The 19677-nt window shown below is 72.9% G+C and carries 19 protein-coding genes and 1 tRNA gene; 13 read left to right on the top strand and 7 right to left on the bottom strand.

The features are described from left to right. Positions 1-55: 55 nt before the first annotated feature. The 4 genes from ACZLKG_RS14050 to ACZLKG_RS14035 form a co-directional block, all read right to left on the bottom strand. Entirely contained in the window at positions 56-340 is a 285-nt protein-coding gene (locus ACZLKG_RS14050; RefSeq protein WP_463649103.1) for a hypothetical protein, read from the bottom strand. Between the two features lie 485 nt (positions 341-825). Next, entirely contained in the window at positions 826-1257 is a 432-nt protein-coding gene (locus ACZLKG_RS14045; protein WP_425708038.1) for a winged helix-turn-helix transcriptional regulator, read from the bottom strand. Between the two features lie 3 nt (positions 1258-1260). Beyond that, on the bottom strand, positions 1261-2022 hold the full coding sequence (locus tag ACZLKG_RS14040; RefSeq protein ID WP_425708039.1) for an alpha/beta fold hydrolase: 762 nt from the start codon (positions 2020-2022) through the stop codon (positions 1261-1263). Positions 2023-2340: 318 nt separating this feature from the next. After that, entirely contained in the window at positions 2341-3543 is a 1203-nt protein-coding gene (locus ACZLKG_RS14035) for a methyltransferase domain-containing protein (RefSeq protein WP_463649102.1), read from the bottom strand. Between the two features lie 268 nt (positions 3544-3811). On the opposite strand from ACZLKG_RS14035, the gene topA reads away from it, so the two are divergent. From topA to ACZLKG_RS13995, 8 genes are all read left to right on the top strand, one after another. Beyond that, entirely contained in the window at positions 3812-6535 is a 2724-nt protein-coding gene (topA, locus tag ACZLKG_RS14030) for a type I DNA topoisomerase (protein WP_463649101.1), read from the top strand. A 62-nt stretch (positions 6536-6597) separates the two neighbouring features. Next, entirely contained in the window at positions 6598-7311 is a 714-nt protein-coding gene (gene tmk / locus ACZLKG_RS14025; protein ID WP_463649100.1) for a dTMP kinase, read from the top strand. Continuing rightward, a complete protein-coding gene (locus ACZLKG_RS14020; protein WP_463649099.1) occupies positions 7308-8492 on the top strand; it encodes a DNA polymerase III subunit delta' in 1185 nt (394 codons plus the stop codon). The genes tmk and ACZLKG_RS14020 overlap by 4 nt, the downstream gene beginning before the upstream one ends. Positions 8493-8579: 87 nt before the next feature. Further along, positions 8580-10148: an alpha/beta hydrolase gene (locus tag ACZLKG_RS14015; protein ID WP_463649098.1), complete on the top strand. Its 1569-nt coding sequence runs from the start codon at positions 8580-8582 to the stop codon at positions 10146-10148. A gap of 147 nt (positions 10149-10295) precedes the next feature. Continuing rightward, positions 10296-10368, top strand: a tRNA-Thr gene (locus ACZLKG_RS14010). 470 nt (positions 10369-10838) lie between these two features. Then, a complete protein-coding gene (locus ACZLKG_RS14005) occupies positions 10839-11078 on the top strand; it encodes a hypothetical protein (RefSeq protein WP_463649097.1) in 240 nt (79 codons plus the stop codon). A gap of 348 nt (positions 11079-11426) precedes the next feature. Then, positions 11427-11771, top strand: coding sequence for a histone-like nucleoid-structuring protein Lsr2 (locus ACZLKG_RS14000; RefSeq protein ID WP_463649096.1), 345 nt, complete (start codon positions 11427-11429; stop codon positions 11769-11771). Positions 11772-11878: 107 nt separating this feature from the next. Next, positions 11879-12616, top strand: a complete 738-nt coding sequence (locus ACZLKG_RS13995) for a phosphoglyceromutase (protein ID WP_463649095.1) — start codon at positions 11879-11881, stop codon at positions 12614-12616. A 71-nt stretch (positions 12617-12687) separates the two neighbouring features. Here the strand turns inward: ACZLKG_RS13995 and phoU are convergent, their stop codons facing one another. Continuing rightward, complete coding sequence (phoU, locus tag ACZLKG_RS13990) at positions 12688-13407, bottom strand: phosphate signaling complex protein PhoU (protein WP_463649094.1); 720 nt, start codon at positions 13405-13407, stop codon at positions 12688-12690. 163 nt (positions 13408-13570) lie between these two features. Between phoU and ACZLKG_RS13985 the strand changes: the two genes are divergently transcribed. Together ACZLKG_RS13985 and ACZLKG_RS13980 are read left to right on the top strand one after the other, a co-directional pair. Then, positions 13571-14785: a sensor histidine kinase gene (locus ACZLKG_RS13985; protein ID WP_463649093.1), complete on the top strand. Its 1215-nt coding sequence runs from the start codon at positions 13571-13573 to the stop codon at positions 14783-14785. Beyond that, positions 14785-15474, top strand: a complete 690-nt coding sequence (locus tag ACZLKG_RS13980; RefSeq protein WP_425708050.1) for a response regulator — start codon at positions 14785-14787, stop codon at positions 15472-15474. Before ACZLKG_RS13985 ends, ACZLKG_RS13980 begins: the two co-directional genes overlap by 1 nt. Before the next feature lie 94 nt (positions 15475-15568). Here the strand turns inward: ACZLKG_RS13980 and ACZLKG_RS13975 are convergent, their stop codons facing one another. Next, on the bottom strand, positions 15569-16069 hold the full coding sequence (locus ACZLKG_RS13975) for a hypothetical protein (RefSeq protein ID WP_425708051.1): 501 nt from the start codon (positions 16067-16069) through the stop codon (positions 15569-15571). A 164-nt stretch (positions 16070-16233) separates the two neighbouring features. Between ACZLKG_RS13975 and ACZLKG_RS13970 the strand changes: the two genes are divergently transcribed. From ACZLKG_RS13970 to ispF, 3 genes are read left to right on the top strand one after another with little or no spacing between them, the layout of a single operon-like run. Then, positions 16234-16770 (top strand): CarD family transcriptional regulator, encoded by a 537-nt coding sequence (locus ACZLKG_RS13970; RefSeq protein ID WP_425708052.1) that lies wholly within the window; start codon positions 16234-16236, stop codon positions 16768-16770. 23 nt (positions 16771-16793) lie between these two features. After that, on the top strand, positions 16794-17618 hold the full coding sequence (locus ACZLKG_RS13965; RefSeq protein ID WP_463649092.1) for an IspD/TarI family cytidylyltransferase: 825 nt from the start codon (positions 16794-16796) through the stop codon (positions 17616-17618). A 16-nt stretch (positions 17619-17634) separates the two neighbouring features. Further along, positions 17635-18168, top strand: coding sequence for a 2-C-methyl-D-erythritol 2,4-cyclodiphosphate synthase (gene ispF / locus ACZLKG_RS13960; protein ID WP_463649105.1), 534 nt, complete (start codon positions 17635-17637; stop codon positions 18166-18168). On the opposite strand, the gene ACZLKG_RS13955 is transcribed toward ispF, so the two are convergent. After that, the gene (locus ACZLKG_RS13955) at positions 18110-19612 is read right to left on the bottom strand and encodes an MFS transporter (protein ID WP_463649091.1); all 1503 of its coding nucleotides are present in this window, start codon (positions 19610-19612) and stop codon (positions 18110-18112) included. The two genes, ispF and ACZLKG_RS13955, sit on opposite strands and share 59 nt — an antisense overlap. Positions 19613-19677: the final 65 nt, after the last annotated feature.

Below are 19677 nucleotides of genomic sequence, written 5' to 3'. Positions count from 1 at the left end.
GGGCGGGGCGGGGGCGCCGAGAAGCTGCGGGTGACCGGCCCCGAGCTGGACGCCGTCAGGACCGCTCGAGCAGCACCATGACCTCGTCGTGGGCGGTGTGCGGGAACATGTCGAACAGTCGCGCCGCGACGGGCGCCAGCGACGGCATCCGCCCCAGGTCCCGCGCGAGCGTCGTCGCGTTGCACGAGGAGTACAGGACGTGACCCGCGCCCGAGCCCTCGAGCCGTCCGGCGAGCTCCTCGGAGAGCCCGCGCCGCGGCGGGTTGACCACCACGAGGTCCGGGGCCCCCGACGACGACGCCAGCGCCCAGGCGGTCGCGTCACCGTCGGCGAAGGTCACCCGATCGGCGACGCCGCCACGCGCGGCGGCCGAGAACTACGAGACGACCGAGTAACTGCCCGTACGTGTCCGGGCAGGTCGGCCCAATGCCGGTCGCGGCACCGTTGTGTGCGTGCGTCTCTCCGACGGAGAGCACGGGCGGTTGCAGCGGGCGGTCACGGAGGCCAATCTCCCGGTCTCCTCCCTCATCCGGCTCTGAGCGCTCGATCGGCTGCACGCCGAGGACCAGGGGGTTGGCGGCACGGTCGCGAATCGGCTTGAGCGGGAGGTGTTCCTGCGTCCCGCCTGACACTAAGCTGCCTGCACCCTCGTCATCGTCGTCAGCTGGGGGCGACCACATAGCGCCGACACAATCAGACCGCCGGCATCGCGATCGCCGTGGTCGGCCCGCTCGCGTCCGGTGCCGGCCTGGGGGAGGACTGGAAGGACCGCGGGACATCGAGGCGGCTCTGCCCGCGCAGATGACAGTTCGCACCGCTCGACGCTCAGGGCGCGTCCACCCGAAGATGGCCCGCTCGGAGGGAGTCCATCAGTGCCGCCCAGGTTTCGGGCAGCTCGTAGTGCAGCTCGCGGGCGGATGCTGCCCGGTCGGGGTCTGCCGGGCAGTGCGTCGCGCCCCAGTTCCCGATCGTCGCCAGCACGGGGACCAGGTCCACGCCACGATCGGTGAGGCTGTAGATGGCCTTCTGCTTGTGCGTCGGATCGCCCGATCGGGTGAGGATCCCTGACTCGGTCAGGCGGTCGAGCCGGTCGGCGAGGACGCTGCTCGTGATCCTCTCGTCCGATCCGCGCAGGAGCTCACGGAAGTGGCGGCGGTCGTCGAAGACGATGTCGCGCAGGATGAGCAGCGTCCATCGGTCGCCGAACAACTCGACGGCGAGATTGATCGGGCAGCCGGATCGTCCGGTCGTCGCCACGCCTCAGCCCTGCGTCGTGTCGTAGTGGTGGATCTCCGCCTCGAGCAGGTCGACCGTGGCATCGAGGGCCGAGACCATCGGCCAGTGTCCGCTGACGATGTGTTTCCGTCGCCACTCCGAGGCGGTCTTCGCTACCGGAGGCGCCCCGTTCCATGCCTGTTCGAGGCCGCCGCTCGGCGTCAGGGCGACGTAGGTCGAGGGCTGGTGCTCGACCGGTGCAGACAGCTCGGCGGGGTCGAGGATTGTCCGCCCGGGATGAGGCGTGAACCTCGCGGCCAGGAAGTCGCGGTCGCTCGGTGCGAGGTCTGCCTCGTGGTCGAGCATCTCTCGAGCAGGGGCGAGCCACAGGCCACCCGCCGCTTCGATGTCCGCGCGCTCCCGGGCGCGCTCATTGTCGGAGCTACCCCAGTCATCGAGCAGCGAGCGCCTGGACGTCGGCACGAACGCGCCCACATGGATGAGTCCGAGCACCTGGTCACCGAGCCGGTCCGCGGCGGACGCAGTGACGATGCCGGAGTAGGAGTGCGAGACGAGGATGACAGGTCGGGAGCCCTTGGATTCGACGAGCTCGACGAGCTGCCGGACGTGGTCGTCGAGGCGAACGGCGGCGATGTCTGCGCTGGACTCGTGGGGCTGCAGGCCTCCGAGAGAGATCGTCTCGGCGTCGATACTTCGGTCGCGTAGGCGCTCCACGGTCGGCTCCCAGATCCACCCGCCCATCCATGCGCCTGGAACCAGGACGGTCGTCGCTGCCGATGCGATCATGTTCTCCTCCTTGCTGGTCGTGATTCACGAGCAGTTCTACGTTATTCGCAACTGGTAGCAAATCACAAGCAGTGCGCGGCGGCGCGACGCCTGAGTCTCGATCGGGAGCTGTCCGACGAGAAGTCGCTCTACCTCGCGGAGAAGCCCGCGCTCGACGACTTCGCCGAGTCAGTCAGCTGTCCATCGAGTCGGTCGACCGGGGCACTGACTGGGCGCGTTGCCGACTGCCTCGGCGAGATGGGCGGGGTGGGGGGCGGCGAGACGGGCGGGGCGGGGGCGCCGAGAAGCTGCGGGTGACCGGCCCCGAGCTGGACGCCGTCAGGACCGCTCGAGCAGCACCATGACCTCGTCGTGGGCGGTGTGCGGGAACATGTCGAACAGTCGCGCCGCGACGGGCGCCAGCGACGGCATCCGCCCCAGGTCCCGCGCGAGCGTCGTCGCGTTGCACGAGGAGTACAGGACGTGACCCGCGCCCGAGCCCTCGAGCCGTCCGGCGAGCTCCTCGGAGAGCCCGCGCCGCGGCGGGTTGACCACCACGAGGTCCGGGGCCCCCGACGACGACGCCAGCGCCCAGGCGGTCGCGTCACCGTCGGCGAAGGTCACCCGATCGGCGACGCCGCCACGCGCGGCGGCCGCTCGGGCCCCGGCGACGGCGTCGGGAGAGGACTCGATGCCGACCACCCGTGGCGAGCGGGCCGCGCCGGCGCCGACTGTTGCGTCTGCCGTTGCACCCTCGCCGGCCCCCGTGCCGACCTTCGCGACGGCGAGGGCGAACCCGCCCACCCCGCAGTACAGGTCCCACGCGGTCCCCGGCCCGATCTCGGCCGCCCACGCCGCAGCCTGGCCGTACATGGCCTCGGCGATCGCCGTGTTCGTCTGGAAGAACGAGCGCGGCGGCAGCTCCAGATCGAGCGGCCCGCCGGGCAGCGAGAGCCGCATCGGCAACGCCGTCCGCTCGGTGAGCACGATCTCATCGTCGCCCTCGAGCAGCGCCACGTGGGCGGGCAGCAGGTTGACGGTGACCACGGCCAGGTTCGGCAGGTCGGACAGCAGCCGGGGGAGATGCCGGCGGATCCGGCCGAGCTGGTCGCGCGAGCGGAGCACGAACCGCATCATCAGCTCACCCGCCGGCGAGACGGTCACGAGGACGTGCTTGAGCTCGCCGCGGCGCCCGGGCACGTCGTAGGGGACGAGCCCGGCCCGGGCGATCATGTCCGCGACCACGGGCAGCGCCTCGGTGATCGGCGGCGGGTAGAGGTGGCAGCCACGCAGGTCCACGCCGGCGCCCGCCGGGTCGAGGATGCCGAGCGTCGGCGCGCCCGTCCGCCCGGCCACGACCATCTTCGCCTTGTTCCGGAAGCCCTCGTCGGCCGACGCCACCGGCTCCAACCAGGCACCTGCCGGCACCGAGGTGAGCAGCTCTCGCCGGGCGCGGACCTTGGTGGCCAGCTGCTCGGGGTAGGGGGTGCGCAGGAAGGTGCACGAGCGGCAGCGCCCGTCGTCGAAGTACTCGCACCTCACCCGCGCACGGTATCCCCGACGCCGACGCCGACGCCGACGCCGACGCCGACGCCGACGCCGACGCCGACGCCGACGCCTCGGCGGCGTCACCCACGAGCGGCCGTCGTCCCGTCGCCGGGCCGCCGTCGCCTACCATCGGCCGGGCCGGCCCGCGTCGTCGCGGGAGGTCGCTGTTACGGTCGGGCCAGGCCGACCAGCCCGTGCCGGCACAGCCCGTCCCGGCACAGCCCCGCCCGCCCAGCCCCCATCGGTAAGGATCGCCCCGCGCATGCCCCGCAAGCTCGTCATCGTCGAGTCGCCCGCCAAGGCCCGCACCATCGGCGGCTATCTCGGCCCCGACTTCGAGGTCGAGGCCTCGATCGGGCACGTGCGCGACCTCCCGCAGCCCTCCGAGCTGCCCGCGGACATGAAGAAGGGGCCGTACGGGAAGTTCGCCGTCGACGTCGAGGGCGACTTCGAGCCGTACTACGTGGTCGACGCCGACAAGAAGAAGAAGGTCGCCGAGCTCAGGCGCAAGATGAAGGACGCCGACGAGCTCTACCTCGCCACTGATGAGGACCGGGAGGGCGAGGCCATCGCCTGGCACCTGCACCAGGTGCTCAACCCGAAGATCCCCGTCTACCGGATGGTCTTCCACGAGATCACCAACGACGCGATCAACCGCGCCCTGGAGAGCCCCCGCGAGATCGACGCCCCGCTCGTCGACGCGCAGGAGACCCGCCGGATCCTCGACCGCCTCGTCGGCTACGAGGTCTCGCCGCTGCTGTGGCGCAAGGTCCGCTCGGGGCTGTCCGCCGGCCGCGTGCAGTCCGTCGCCACCCGCATGGTCGTCGAGCGCGAGCGCGAGCGCATGGCGTTCCGCGCCGCCTCCTACTGGTCCGTGCAGGGCACCTACACGGCGCCGGACGCGCCGGAGTCCTTCGACGCCCGCCTGGTCGAGCTCGACGGCGCCCGCGTGGCCACCGGCCGCGACTTCGGCGACGACGGCGTGCTCACCGAGAAGGCCCGCGGCGTCGTCGTGCTCGACGAGGCCTCGGCGACCGCGGTGGCGACCGCCCTGCGCGGGGCGACCAGTGCCGTCGAGGGCGTGGAGACCAAGCCCTACCGCCGGCGTCCCGCCGCACCGTTCACCACGTCGACGCTCCAGCAGGAGGCGTCCCGCAAGCTCCGCCTCGCCTCCCGCGAGGCGATGCGCGTGGCGCAGGGCCTGTACGAGAACGGTTTCATCACGTATATGCGGACGGACTCCACGAACCTGTCCTCCGAGGCGGTCGGCGCCGCGCGGCGCCGGGCCACCGAGCTGTACGGCCCCGCGAGCATCCCCGACAAGCCGCGGCTCTACGCGGGCAAGGCCAAGGGCGCCCAGGAGGCGCACGAGGCCATCCGCCCCGCCGGGGACCAGATGCGCACCCCGGACGAGCTGGCGTCCCAGCTCGACCCGGCCGCCCTGCGCCTGTACGACCTCATCTGGAAGCGCACGGTCGCCTCCCAGATGATCGACGCCACCGGTTCGACCGCCACCCTGCGGGTCGCCGCCGACCTCACGGGCAGCGAGGCCGACGCCGAGCGCGCGATCCTCACCGCCTCGGGCACCGTCATCACCGAGCGCGGGTTCCTCGCGGCCTACGAGGAGGGGCGCGACGACGAGCGGCACCGCGACAAGGACGGCGAGACCCGCCTGCCGGACGTGTCCTCGGGCGACGTGCTCGACGTCCTGGGTGCCGAGGCCTCGGGCCACGAGACCACGCCGCCGCCGCGGTACACGGAGGCCTCCCTGGTCAAGGCGCTCGAGGAGCGCGGCATCGGCCGCCCCTCGACGTATGCCGCGACCATCGGCGTGATCACGGACCGCGGCTACGTCACCCGCCGCGGGCAGGCGCTCGTCGCGAGCTGGCTCGCGTTCTCCGTGGTGCGCCTCCTGGAGGAGAACCTGCCGCGCCTCGTCGACTACGACTTCACCGCCGAGATGGAGTCCGACCTGGACCGGATCGCCACCGGCGAGCTCGACCGGACCGACTGGCTCGCCCACTTCTACCGGGGCGGCGAGGGCCGCGAGGGCCTGCGGGCCCTCGTCGAGGGGCTCGGCGACATCGACGCCCGCGCCGTCAACTCGATCGACATCGGCGAGGGGATCACGGTCCGCGTCGGCCGGTACGGCCCCTACGTCGAGGAGGCCCCGGCCGCGGACGCGAAGCCGGGCGAGGACGGTGCCGCGCCCGTGGGGCGCCGCGCGTCGATCCCCGACGACGTCGCCCCCGACGAGCTGAGCGTCGCCAGGGCGAAGGAGCTGCTCGAGGCCCAGGCCGACGACGGCCGCGAGCTGGGCGAGGACCCGGAGACCGGGCACACGATCATCGCGAAGAACGGCCGCTTCGGCCCCTACGTCACCGAGGTGCTGCCCGAGCCCGAGCGGACGGCGTCCGGACGGAAGAAGCCGGGCCAGCCCAAGCCGCGCACCGCCTCCCTGTTCAAGGACATGGACCTGGCGACCGTCGACATCGACGACGCCCTCAGGCTGCTGTCGCTGCCCCGCGTGATCGGTCAGGACCCCGCGAGCGGGGAGGACATCACGGCGCAGAACGGCCGCTACGGCCCCTACCTCAAGAAGGGCACCGACTCGAGGTCCCTCGAGACCGAGGACCAGATCTTCGGCCTCACGCTCGAGCAGGCCCTCGAGATCTACGCCCAGCCCAAGCGTCGCCGCGGCGCGACCGCCCGGCCCCCGCTCAAGGAGCTCGGCACCGACCCCGTCTCGGAGAAGCCGGTGATCGTGAAGGACGGCCGCTTCGGCCCCTACGTCACGGACGGCACGACCAACGCCACGCTGCGCAAGGACGATCCGATCGAGACGCTGACGAACGAGCGCGCCTACGAGCTGCTCGCGGAGAAACGAGCCAAGGGCCCCGCCAAGAAGCCCGCCCGGAAGGCTCCCGCCAAGAAGCCGGCCGCCAAGAAGCCCGCGGCGAGGAAGCCCGCGACGGGGAAGAAGTAGCCGCGTCCACAGGCCCCGGCGGGCGCGGCACAGGTGACGGCCGGCGTCGTTACGCTGGGCCGGTGAGCGCACCTGCCGGAGTCCTGATCTCCCTCGAGGGCGGCGACGGCGCCGGCAAGTCCACCCAGCAGCGGCTGCTCGTCGACTGGCTCGCCGCGCAGGGGCGCGAGGCCGTCGCCACCCGGGAGCCCGGCGGCACCGAGCTGGGGGCGCAGATCCGGCGGCTCATCCTGCACGGCGACCACGTCGACCCTCGCGCGGAGGCGCTCCTGTACGCCGCCGACCGCGCGCACCACGTGGCCACGCTCGTGCGTCCGGCGCTGGAGCGCGGCGCCGTCGTCGTCACCGACCGCTTCGTCGACTCCTCGGTCGCCTACCAGGGCGCCGCCCGCGACCTCGGGCCCGGCGACGTGCGCGAGCTCTCCCGGTGGGCGACCGACGGCCTGGTCCCGGACGTGACGATCCTGCTCGACGTCGATCCCGCCGCCGCGGCCGCGAGGCGGCCGGGGGAGCCGGACCGCCTCGAGCGCGCCGGGGAGTCGTTCCACGCCCGGGTGCGCGAGGAGTTCCTCCGCATCGCCCAGGCCGATCCGGACCGCGTGGTCGTCGTCGACGCCGACGGGACGGTCGAGCAGGTGCACGCGCGCGTCCGCGCGGCCCTCGCCCCGGTGCTGGCCGTGAGTCGCGGGGATGCCGGGAGCAGCACGGATGCCGGGAGCAGCACAAATGCCGGGAACCGTACGGATGCCGCGGGCCGCGCGGAGGGGGCGTCGTGAGCGTGTGGGACGGCCTGGTGGGCCAGGACGCGGTCGTGGACACGCTGCGCGGCGCGGCCCGGGCGGCGCGGGGCGCCGACGGTGCGAGCGCCGCCGGGATGACCCACGCGTGGCTCGTCACCGGCCCGCCGGGCTCGGGGCGGTCCGTGGCGGCCCGCGCCTTCGCCGCGGCGCTCATGTGCACCGCCGAGGGGGAGCCCGGGTGCGGCGAGTGCGCGGCCTGCACGACGGCGCTCGCCGGCACGCACGCCGACGTCACCGTGCTCGCCACGGAGAAGGTGACGATCTCGATCGACGAGGTGCGCGAGCTCGTCACGCTCGCCCAGCGCGCGCCCGGGTCCTCCCCGTGGCGGGTCGTCGTGGTCGAGGACGCGGACCGCATGGTCGAGCGGACCTCCAACCTGCTGCTGAAGTCCATCGAGGAGCCGCCGCCGAGGACGGTGTGGCTGCTGTGCGCCCCGAGCCCGCGGGACGTCGTGACGACGATCCGTTCCCGCTGCCGGTCGATCCACCTGCGCATCCCCGACCCCGGCGCGGTCGCCGACCTCCTGGTACGGCGCGACGGCGCGGACCCCGATGTCGCCCTCGAGGCCGCGCGGGCCGCGCAGTCCCACATCGGCCTCGCCCGGCGCCTGGCCCTGCACGAGGACGCCCGCGAGCGGCGCAGCGCGCTGCTCCGGGTCCCGTTGGAGCTGCGCTCGGTGGGCGACGCGGTGCTCGCGGCCGCCCGGCTCGTGGAGATCGCGGCCGCCGACGCCGCGGCGAGCACGGAGGACCGCAACGCCGCCGAGCGCGCCGAGCTGCTCCGCACCCTCGGGGTCGAGGACGGCGCCCGGCTCCCGCCCGCGCTGCGCGCGCAGGTCCGCCAGCTCGAGGAGGACCAGAAGCGCCGCACCACCCGCGCGCAGCGCGACGTCCTCGACGGCTCGCTGCTCGCTCTGATGTCGCTCTACCGGGACGTGCTCCTGCGTCAGCTCGGCTCCGCGGTCGAGCCGGTCAACGCGTCGGCCGCCGACGCCGTCGCGGAGCTCGCCCGCGGGTCGACCGCCGAGACCACGCTGCGGCGCCTCGACGCCGTGGCGACCGCCCGCACCCGGCTCACCCTCAACGTGCCGCCGCTGCTGGCGACCGAGGCGCTCATGGTCGAGCTGTGGTCGGGCACCGACCTCGAGCGGGTCTGAGCGACGACGGACGCCCAGGTGGCCGGGGGAGCGCTCCCCGACGGGCCGCGCACCGCCGGCCGCCCGGCGTGCCTTAGGTTGGGCCGCATGCCGAGGTTGATCAGAATCGTTCCCGCGCTCGCCGCCGCAGCGCTCGTCCTCACCGCCTGCAGCGATGCGGAGGACGCGGAGTCGTCCGGTGCCGAGGCACCGGGCGAGACCGGCTCGGAGTCCGGGGCGGAGGGCAGCGACGCGGGTGAGGAGATGCCGCCCGCGCCCGAGGGCCTCGAGGAGTTCTACGAGCAGGAGGTCTCCTGGACCGACTGCGACGACTACGAGTGCGCGGACATCGAGGTGCCCCTCGACTACGACGCCCCCGACGGCGAGACGATCTCGCTGGCGATCAAGCGCCTGCCCGCCTCCGACGGCGAGCCGATCGGCTCCATGCTCATCAACCCGGGCGGTCCCGGAGGCTCGGGCGTGGAGTTCGTCGAGTACGCGACCTCCTCGATCTCTCCCGAGGTCACCTCCGTGTACGACGTCGTGGGCTTCGACCCGCGCGGGGTGCAGAACTCCACGCAGATCGACTGCGTGAGCGACTCCGAGCTCGACCGGCTGCTCGCGACCGACTATCCGGACACCCCCGAGGGCGAGGCCGACTGGGAGGCCGACGCCCAGCTCATCGGCGAGGGCTGCGCAGCGGAGTCCGGCGATCTGGCGGGCAACGTGGACACCGAGTCCGCCGCCCGCGACATGGACGTCATCCGCGCGGTGCTCGGCGAGTCGCAGCTGGACTACCTCGGCTACTCCTACGGCACCCTGCTCGGTTCGACCTACGCCGACCTCTTCCCGGACAACGTGGGGCGCATGGTGCTCGACGGCGCGCTCGACCCGACCTCGACCGGGTTCGACGTCACGCTCGGCCAGGCCGGTGGTTTCGAGGGCGCGCTGCGCGCCTACATCGAGGACTGCCAGTCAGGTTCGCTGTGCCCGCTGTCGGGAAGCGCCGACGACGGCGCAGAGCAGATCGTCGAGCTGCTGGAGTCGGCCGAGGCGAATCCGCTGCCGACCGGCGACCCCGACCGGCCGCTCACGCAGGCGCTCGCGCTGACCGGCATCATCCTGCCGATGTACGACGAGTCGTCCTGGCCGATGCTGACCGCGGCGCTCCAGGCCGCGATCAACCTCGACGAGGGCTCGGCGCTGCTCCAGTTCGCCGACCTCTACAACACGCGCAACCCCGACGGCACGTTCGCCGACAACTCGACCGAGGCGAACTGGGCGATCAACTGCCTCGACTACCCCGCGGTCGAGCACACGCAGGCCGAGCTCGACGAGCAGGTGGCCGAGCTCGAGGAGGTCGCGCCGACCTTCGGCCAGTTCTTCGGCGGCGAGAACGACGAGCTCTGCCTGAACTACCCCCACCAGTCCGAGCGCGAGCCGGGCCCCGTGTCGGCCGAGGGCTCGGGCCCCATCGTCGTCATCGGCACCACCGGCGACCCGGCGACACCGTACGAGTGGGCGGTCGGGCTGGCCGACCAGCTCGACGAGGGCGTCCTCGTCTCCTACGAGGGCGAGGGGCACACGGCCTACGGCCGGTCCAACGACTGCGTCCAGGGCGCCGTCGACGAGTTCTTCCTCGAGGGCACGCCGCCCGAGGACGAGCTCTCCTGCTGAGCGGAGACGCCGGCGGGCACCACCTGAGGGTGGTGCCCGCCCGTTCCGTGCCGGACCGGTGGTCGACTGTGACGCATGGCGCGCCCCACGGGTTCGTCGACCGGGCGACCGGCCGCTAGCATGGACGGCGCTGCTCACGGGCGGCAGGCCGCCTTAGCTCAGTCGGTAGAGCGATTCACTCGTAATGAATAGGTCGGGAGTTCGATTCTCCCAGGCGGCTCCGCGCAACCCCTGACCGGGTCTCTTATCCGGTCGGAGGTTCTTTGTCCCCCGCGCACGCAGTGCATCCGGTCGCGCCCCGGAGGGCCGGCCGAATGAGGGATCGGGGCCTTGCGCAGATCGTCGTCGGACACCGTGTCCCCGGGAAGCCCCGAATCAGCGGCTCCGGTCGGGCGTGGACCCGAATCAGTGGCTCCGGTCGGGCGTGGACCCGAATCAGTGGCTCCGGTCGGGCGTGGACCCGAATCAGTGGCTCCGGTCGGGCGTGGACCCGAATCAGTGGCTCCGGTCGGGCGTGCACCTGAATCCACGACCGGCGAGAAACAGTGACGACCCCGCGAATTGCGGACGGTGGCCGCATCAGGGACCGTGCCCGAATCGGCGCCGGAACCCGAATGGGCGGCCGCGCCGATTCGGGCAGGGACGGGTGCGCGGGTGTCACGGGCGACGACCGCGGCCTATCCTGGACGCATGGACTACGTGATCGCCCTCGTGCCGCCCATCGGGCTCCTGGTCGCCCTCGTGGTCATCGTGCGCGCATTCCTCGGCGCCGACCGGTCGGAGCGGGAGGCGGAGAGGAAGTTCCGCGCCGAGCACCCCGACCTCGAGCTTCCTCCGCTGCCCCCGTCGCGGTCGAGCGTGGCCGGTGCCCTCGCGGCGGCGGAACGTGCCGACGACGCCGACACGGGCTCCGCGGGCGATCGCCGATAACGACCCGCGCGGCACCGCAGCGCTTCGTCGTCGACGCCCGCGAAAGCGCGGTCGTATTTCCGCCGATCATCAGGGCAATTGATGCGGCCGACGTCACGAGGACGCCCTGTGACATCGGCGTATGCCGTGCGCGAGCCGACGAGATGTGTCGAACATGTCGCGCCATGAAGTGTGCGGCACCGGGAGAAGAAGTCTTCTACCGCCCGGTGTGTGGTGTGTGAAAATTCATTCGTGCGCTGCGCAGGTGAGTGATTTCCGCGATCGACGTGACATCGGACGCGCATTCCTCGTACTCTTCACCCAGCCGATTGACATCCAGTGGTCGGTATGAATCCCGGGGAGGGCATCATGGTTCGACAGACCATTACCAAGCTCATCGACGATATCGACGGCACGCCCGCGGACAGCACGGTGACGTTCGCGCTGGACGGCGAGCGTTTCGAGATCGACCTCTCGGACGCGAACGCCGCCAAGCTGCGCGAGTCGTTCGCACCGTGGGTCGCCGGCGCTCGCCCCGTGCGGGGCGCCGCCCGGCGCTCGGGTGCCGGTCGCTCGACCGGAGCGCGCCGGTCGCGCAGCACCAGCGCCTCCGAGGCGCAGGCCATCCGTGAGTGGGCGCGCGAGAACAACATCGAGGTGAGCGACCGCGGCCGTATCAAGGCCGAGATCGTCGAGCAGTACAACAACCGCTGACCCCTCGTGGTCGGAGGAGGACGGCCCGCGGACCACCGGTCCGCGGGCCGTCCCGCATGTCCGGGACCCTGAGCGGCGTGCGGCCGATCGGTGGAAGGATGGCGACCATGAGCTACCGACTGGTCCTGCTCCGCCACGGCGAGAGCGAATGGAACGCCAAGAACCTCTTCACCGGCTGGGTCGACGTGCCGCTCTCGGAGAAGGGCGTGCAGGAGGCCCGCCGCGGCGGCACGCTGCTCACCGACGCCGGCGTGCGACCCGACGTGCTGCACACCTCGCTCCTGCGGCGCGCGATCATGACCGCGAATCTCGCCCTCGACGAGGCGGACCTGCACTGGATCCCCGTCACGCGCGACTGGCGCCTCAACGAGCGCCACTACGGGGCCCTCCAGGGGAAGAACAAGAAGGAGATCCGCGACGAGTACGGGGAGGAGCAGTTCATGCAGTGGCGCCGCTCCTACGACGTGCCGCCGCCGCCGATCGAGCTCGGCTCCGAGTTCAGCCAGGACGCCGACCCGCGCTACGCGGGCGAGCCGATCCCCGCCTCGGAGTGCCTCAAGGACGTCCTCGAGCGCGCCCTGCCGTACTGGGACGCCAAGATCGTCCCCGACCTGCGGGCCGGGCGGACAGTCCTCGTGGCGGCCCACGGCAACTCGCTGCGCGCCATCATCAAGCACCTCGACGGGATCGACGACGAGACGATCTCCGGGCTCAACGTGCCCACGGGGATCCCGCTGCTCTACGAGCTGGACGAGGACCTGCGCCCGCTGACCCCGGGCGGTCAGTACCTCGACCCCGACGCCGCCGCCGCGGCGATCGAGGCGGTCGCCAACCAGGGGAGGTAGCCCCGACGACGACGGCGCCGCTCACCGAGAGGTGAGCGGCGCCGTCGTGCGTGGTGGGTGCGGCGGCCGGGTCAGTGCCCCTCGCTGCCGTACTCGTCCGCGATGACGTTCTCGTTCGTGCCGGGGGCGATCTCGTCCTCGCCGATCGTCGGCGAGGTGGCGCCGGTGACGAGGTAGTTGATGCGGTGGGCGGCCGAGACGCCGTGGTCGCCGAAGCGCTCGAGGTAGCGGGCGATGAGGATGATGTCGACGATCTCCTGGCGGCTGAGCTCGAGCGACTCGTCGAGGACGGTGTCGAACGTCCGCAGGTGCAGGCTGTCGAGCACGTGGTCCTTGTCCTCGAGCTCACGCGCCTTGTCGAGGTCCGCGCCGCGGACGAGCTCGACGACGTCGTCGGCCACCCGGACGGCCTCGTCGGCCATCTGGACGAGCAGCTCGTGCCCGGCGCCACCCACGACCTGGTCGGGGAACCGGCCGCGCGCGACGAACGCGACGTGCTGGGCCAGGTCGCCCATCCGCTCGATGGTCCCGGACAGACGCAGCGCCGAGATCACCTGGCGCAGGTCCCGCGAGACGGGCGCCTGGAGCGCGAGGAGCGCGATGCCCTGCTCGTTGAGCTGGCGGTCGAGCTCGTCGATGCGCTCGTCGGCGTCGATGACCTGCTCGGCGAGCTGGAGGTTCGCCGTCCGCAGCGCCTCGGCCGCCTTGGTCATCGCCTGGCTGGTGGCCTCGGCCATCCGGACGAGGTTGTCCTGCAGCTGCTCCAGGTCGTGCGTGAAGATCTTGCGCATTGCTTGGCCTCCGCGGCGGTGATGATGTCGGCCGCGTCGCGGCCGCACGGTCCAAGGGTAGCCAAGACCTGTCCGATGAACGCGTGGTGGACGGCGGGTGGCGGTGGGGCGACATCGCGGGGCGGGGTCGGTGAACTCAGGTGATTCGGCCTAACCTCGACCCGTGCACGACTCCTGGCAGCTCTGGGTGGTCGCCCTGCTCGGACTCGTCGCCGGGCTGGGGGCCGGTCTCGCCCTGCGTGCGTCCGACCGGGAGCGGGACGCCGAGCTCGAGCCCTCCGGACCGGCGCCGGGCCTCGACGACGACGTCATCTCGGTGCTCACCGTGCTGCCCCAGTCGATCGTCGTGCTCGACGCCGACGACGACGTCGTGCGGGCCTCCTCGGCGGCCTACGGGTTCGGTCTCGTCCGGCACGACCGCCTCGCGCACGGCCAGCTCGCCGAGATGGTCGCCCGGCTGCGCCGCGACGGGCAGATCCGGGACGCCGAGCTCGCGCTGCCCCGCGGGCCCGTCGACGGTGCCGGCACGGTCCACCTCCAGGTCCGCGTCGCGCCCCTCAAGGACGGGCGCGTCCTGCTGCTCGCCGAGGACCGCACCCGGGCCCGCCGCGTGGAGGACATGCGCCGCGACTTCGTCGCCAACGTCTCCCACGAGCTGAAGACCCCGGTCGGCGCGATCGCGCTGCTCGCCGAGACGATGGACGACGTCGCCGACGAGCCGGACAGCGTGCGGCACTTCGCGTCGAAGATGGAGACCGAGTCGCAGCGGCTCGCCGAGCTCGTCCAGGACATCATCGACCTGTCCCGCCTGCAGGAGCCCGACGCCCTCGTCGACCCGGTGGTCGTCGAGGTCGACGAGGTCGTCGCCGAGGCGGTGGACCGGGTCCGAGTCGAGGCCGGGTCCCGCGGGGTGGACATCCGCTCGGGCGGCGCACAGGGGCTGCGGCTGTACGGCGACCAGGGCATGCTCACCACCGCGGTGCGCAACCTGCTCGACAACGCGGTGCGGTACTCGGCGTCCGGCTCGACAGCCTCGGTCGGCGTGTCCCGCGGCGACGGACTCATCCGCATCGCCGTGGTCGACCAGGGGCCCGGTATCCCCGCGGACGCCCGGGAGCGCGTCTTCGAGCGCTTCTTCCGCGGTGACCTCGCCCGGTCCCGCGAGACGGGAGGCTCGGGCCTGGGCCTGAGCATCGTCAAGCACGTCGCCGCCGACCACGGCGGGCGTGCCGAGCTGTGGTCCACCGAGGGTCGCGGCTCGACGTTCACGCTGGTCCTGCCCGAGGCCCAGGAGCCCGGGCCCCACCCCTCACCCGACGACGAGGTCGACGCCGACGGCGACGACCGCGACGGCCACCCATCCGACGAGGAGCGCTGATGACGAAGATCCTGCTGGTCGAGGACGAGCAGACCTACCGCGAGACCCTGACGTTCAAGCTCGAGCGCGACGGGTTCGCGGTCGAGGCCGTGGGCGACGGGACGGAGGCGGTCGCCGCGTTCGACCGCCACGGCGCGGACCTCGTGCTCCTCGACCTCATGCTGCCCGGACTGTCCGGCACCGAGGTGTGCCGGCAGCTGCGCCAGCGGTCCCAGGTGCCGGTCATCATGCTGACGGCGAAGGACTCGGAGATCGACAAGGTCGTGGGCCTCGAGCTCGGCGCCGACGACTACGTGACCAAGCCCTACTCCTACCGCGAGCTCGTCGCCCGCGTGCGGGCCGTCCTGCGCCGGGGGCCCGCCGTCGAGGAGGGGGAGTCGGCCGTGCTCACCGTCGGCCGCGTCCGGATGGACGTCGACCGCCACGAGATCACGGTCGACGGCGAGTCCGTGGCCATGCCGCTGCGCGAGTTCGAGCTCCTCGAGCTGTTCCTGCGCAACCCCGACCGCGTGCTCACCCGCGGCCAGCTCATCGACCGCATCTGGGGCCCGAACTACCACGGCGACACCAAGACGCTGGACGTCCACGTCAAGCGCGTGCGCGGCAAGATCGAGATCGACCCGGCGCACCCGCAGATGCTGCACACCGTGCGGGGGCTGGGTTACAAGCTCGTCACCGACGCCGACTGACGGACGACGCTCGCGGCGGGCTCCCGGCGCGGCGCCGCAGCGCGGGCGCCCGGACCGCCGACCCCCGTGGTGAGGGCGTCCCGTCAGGGGGCGGTCAGGAGGGGGACTCGGAGCCGGACTCGGGGGAGTCCGCCTGCTCGAGGAACTCCGCGTACTCGGGGAGCGTGCCGTCGAGGACGGGGATCTCGCGGACGTCGTTGAAGCCGTCGGGCCCCTGGATCGCGGTGGGCAGGGTGGCTCCCGGTGCGGCCTCGACGTTCTCCACCGTCACGTTGGCGTCGTGCAGCGCGATGTTGCCCCCCGCGGGCACCTCGAACGGGGACGGCGCCCCGGTCTCGCCGATGTCGAGCTGCACGGTCACGGTCTCGCCCGACCTGTTGACGATGCTCCCGACGACGTGGCCGACCTCGCCCTCGGCCTCGGTCAGCACGAGCAGGTTCTCCACCGCGACGCCGTCCGCGACCGCGATGCGGGTGCCGTCGGACGGGGCGTACTCGTTGAGCGTGGTCACGGGCGAGGCCAGCATGCAGGACGACAGCAGCGAGGCGGACGCGACGGCGAGGCCTGCGCGGGACATGCGCCGGGCAACGGCCATGGTCGAGCTCCTTCGAGGGGGTGGACGGGACCTGCCGCGAGGGTACTAGACCCGCGGCGGCACAGGCCCCCGTACAGTGACCGGGCGCCGCCACGAGGCGCGGAATCACGCCGTTTCGCCGTGGTAGAATGGTCCGTCGCCGAACCTGAGGGAGCATTTCGCACATGACGTTCGCAGTGGGTGAGACGGTGGTCTACCCCCACCACGGAGCCGCCCTCATCGAGGACATCACGGTCCGCACGATCAAGGGCGAGGAGAAGACCTACCTGCACCTGCGGGTGGCCCAGGGGGACCTGAGCATCCAGGTGCCGGCGGAGAACGTCGACCTCGTCGGCGTGCGCGACGTCGTCGGCGAGGAGGGCCTCGAGCGGGTCCTCGACGTCCTGCGTGCGCCGCACACCGAGGAGCCGACCAACTGGTCGCGCCGGTACAAGGCCAACGTCGAGAAGATCGCGTCGGGCGACATCAACAAGGTCGCCGAGGTCGTGCGCGACCTGTCGCGCCGCGACACCGACCGGGGCCTGTCCGCCGGAGAGAAGCGCATGCTCGCCAAGGCCCGGCAGATCCTGTCCTCCGAGCTCGCGCTCGCCAAGGACGTCTCCGAGGAGGAGGCCGAGGGTCTGCTGGACGAGGTGCTCGCCGTCGGGGCCGCGGCCGCCGCCGAGGCGGAGCCCGTCGCCTCGGACGCGCCCGCCTCCTGACCCGCCGGCCGGGGAGCGACGTCGTGACCCGCGTCCACTGCGTCCTCGTGGCGGCCGGGTCCGGGACCCGGCTCGGCGCCCGCGGGCCGAAGGCGCTCGTCGCGCTCGCCGGTGAGCCGCTCGTCGTGCACGCGCTGCGAGGGCTGGCCCGCTCGGGCGTGCTCGACTCGATCGTCGTGGTCGCCCCCGAGGGGCGAACGTCTCACGTGCGGGACCTCGCCGCGGCCACCCTCGCCGAGCACGGGTACGCCGGTGCGCTCGACGTCGCCGCCGGAGGAGCCACCCGGCAGGGGTCCGTCGTCGCCGGGCTCGACGCCCTCGAGGCGTTGGCCGCGCCGGCGGACGACGACGTCGTCCTCGTCCACGACGCCGCCCGCTGCCTCACGCCGCCCGATCAGATCCTTACGGTCGTCGACGCCGTCCGCGCCGGGCACGGCGCCGTCGTCCCGGCGGTTCCCGTCACCGACACGCTCAAGCGGGTCGGGGCCGCCACCGGCACCACGGACGGGGCCGGCGCGGGCGGGGCGACGGCCGCCGGCGCGGCCACCGACGGGCCCCCCGCGGGCGGCGCCGAGCCGGTGCGCGCCACCGTCGACCGCGCCGAGCTGCGCGCCGTCCAGACGCCCCAGGGGTTCACCGCGCGCGTCCTGCGCTCCGCCCACGCCCAGGGGGCGCACCGGGCCGCGGACGAGGGCCTCGCGGCCTCCGACGACGCCGGGCTCGTCGAGGCGCTCGGCGGCGTCGTCGTCGTGGTCCCCGGGACCACCGCCGCGCTGAAGATCACCACCCCGTGGGACCTGCGGGTGGCCGGGCTCGTGCTCGCGGACCGCGCCGCGGGCCAGGACTGAGGCGGCCGACGTGGACCTGCCCCGCACCGGAGTCGGCACCGACGTGCACGCCGTCTCGACCGATCCCGACCGGGCGATGATGCTCGCGTGCCTCAGCTGGCCCGGCGTCACGGGTCTCGCGGGCCACTCCGACGCCGACGTCGCCGCCCACGCCGCCTGCGACGCCGTCCTGTCCGCCGCCGGCATGGCCGACCTCGGCACCCAGATCGGCACGAGCGACCCACGGTGGAAGGGCGCCTCCGGCGCCGAGCTGCTCACGGAGATGGCGGGCCGCGTCCGCGCGGCCGGCTGGCTGATCGGCAACGTCGCCGTCCAGGTGGTCGGCGCCTTCCCGCGTGTCGGTCCGCGCCGCGAGGAGGCCGAGGCCGCGATGACGTCCGCGTTGGGCGCCCCGGTCTCGCTGTCCGCGACGACCACCGACGGGCTCGGTCTCACCGGTCGCCGCGAGGGCGTCGCCGCGATCGCGACCGCGCTCGTCGCCCGGGCTCCGGTCAGCGGGACGCCCCCGATCCCTCGGCGGGGGACGCCCGGTCCGACCGGACCGGGGTGACGTCCCGGGCGCTCACGGGCAGCAGGAGGGCGAGGCCGGCCGCGAGGACGAGGACGATCCCGAGGATCCCCCAGTACTGGACGTCGTCGCCGGTCAGGCCGGTCACGGCCTCGCCGATCGCGAGCGCGGCGGCGAACATGGCCGGCGCGAGGAACGAGACCGCGCGGCCCGTGGTGGCGTACAGGCCGAACACCTCGCCGTCCTTGCCCGGCGGGATGAGCCGCGCGAGGAAGGTCCGCGAGGCGGACTGCGCCGGGCCCACGAAGACGCACAGCACGAGGCCCAGGACCCAGAAGAGCGACGCTCCCAGGTCGTGCAGCGCGAAGATGCCGATGCCCGCGACGACCATCGACACCAGCGACAGCACGATGACCTTCTTGGGACCGAACCGGTCGTCGAGCAGGCCGAAGGAGATGGTCGCGATGCCGGCGACGACGTTCGCGGCGACCGCGAAGATGATGACCTCGCCGGCGCTGAACCCGAACGTGCCGGCGGCGATGATGCCGCCGAACGTGAAGACACCGGCGAGCCCGTCGCGGAACACGGCCGAGGCGAGGAGGAACCAGACGGTCCGCCGGTCGGTGCGCCACAGGCCGGCGATCGAGCCGAGGAGCCGGCGGTAGGACTGGGCGATCGACTCCTTGGGTGCCTCGGCCTCGGCACCGGTGCGCCTGCGCAGCCGGGCGGCGTCGCGCAGGGAGGTGAGGACGAGCGGCAGCGAGAAGACCGCCGTCCAGACGGCTGCGACGAGCGTGGTCACCCGCACGTCCATGCCGCCCTCGCTCGTGACGCCGAACAGGCCGACGTCGGGGTTGATGAGCCCGAAGTAGACGATGAGCAGCAGCACGATGCCGCCGACGTAGCCCAGGCCCCAGCCGAACCCGGAGACCCGGCCCACGTTCTTCGGCGTGGAGATGTCGTTGAGCATGGCGTTGTAGTTGACGCCCGCCAGCTCGGAGGCGACGTTGCCGACCGCGAGCAGGATGAGCCCGAGCCACAGCCACTGGGCCTCGAAGGACCCGTCCGGCTGCACGGCCGGGGCGACGAAGAACATGCACGCGGTGACCACCGCGATGACGGCCGTGTAGAGCGCGAGGTTGAGCGAGCGGTTGCCGGACCGGTCCGCCCGCTGGCCGGTGACCGGGGCGATGAGCGCGACGACGACGCCCGAGACGGCGAGGACCACGGCGAGGGTCCCGTCCGCTCCTTCGCCGAACAGGTCCTGGTTCGTGAGGTAGACCGTGAAGACGAAGGTCGTGATGACCGCGTTGAACGCGGCCGACGCCCAGTCCCACAGGGCCCAGACGACGATCTTCGACGGGCGGGCGATGCTGCGGGCCTCCGCGCGCAGGCGCGCCGCCGCAGGGTCGCTGCCGGACGTGGGGTCGGCACCGGGTGCGGCGGCGCCGTCGGACCTGGTGGCGCCGGGCTGGTCGGGGGTCACTGGGGCACGCTCCGCGGGGCGGGGCGCTCAGGGGGCTCCGGGGTGGTCACCCGCGCAACCTAGCC

Source organism: Georgenia sp. Z2081 (assembly GCF_055326445.1).
The sequence above is the reverse complement of the archived record's forward strand: the minus strand, read 5'-3'. Positions and strand labels throughout refer to the sequence as shown.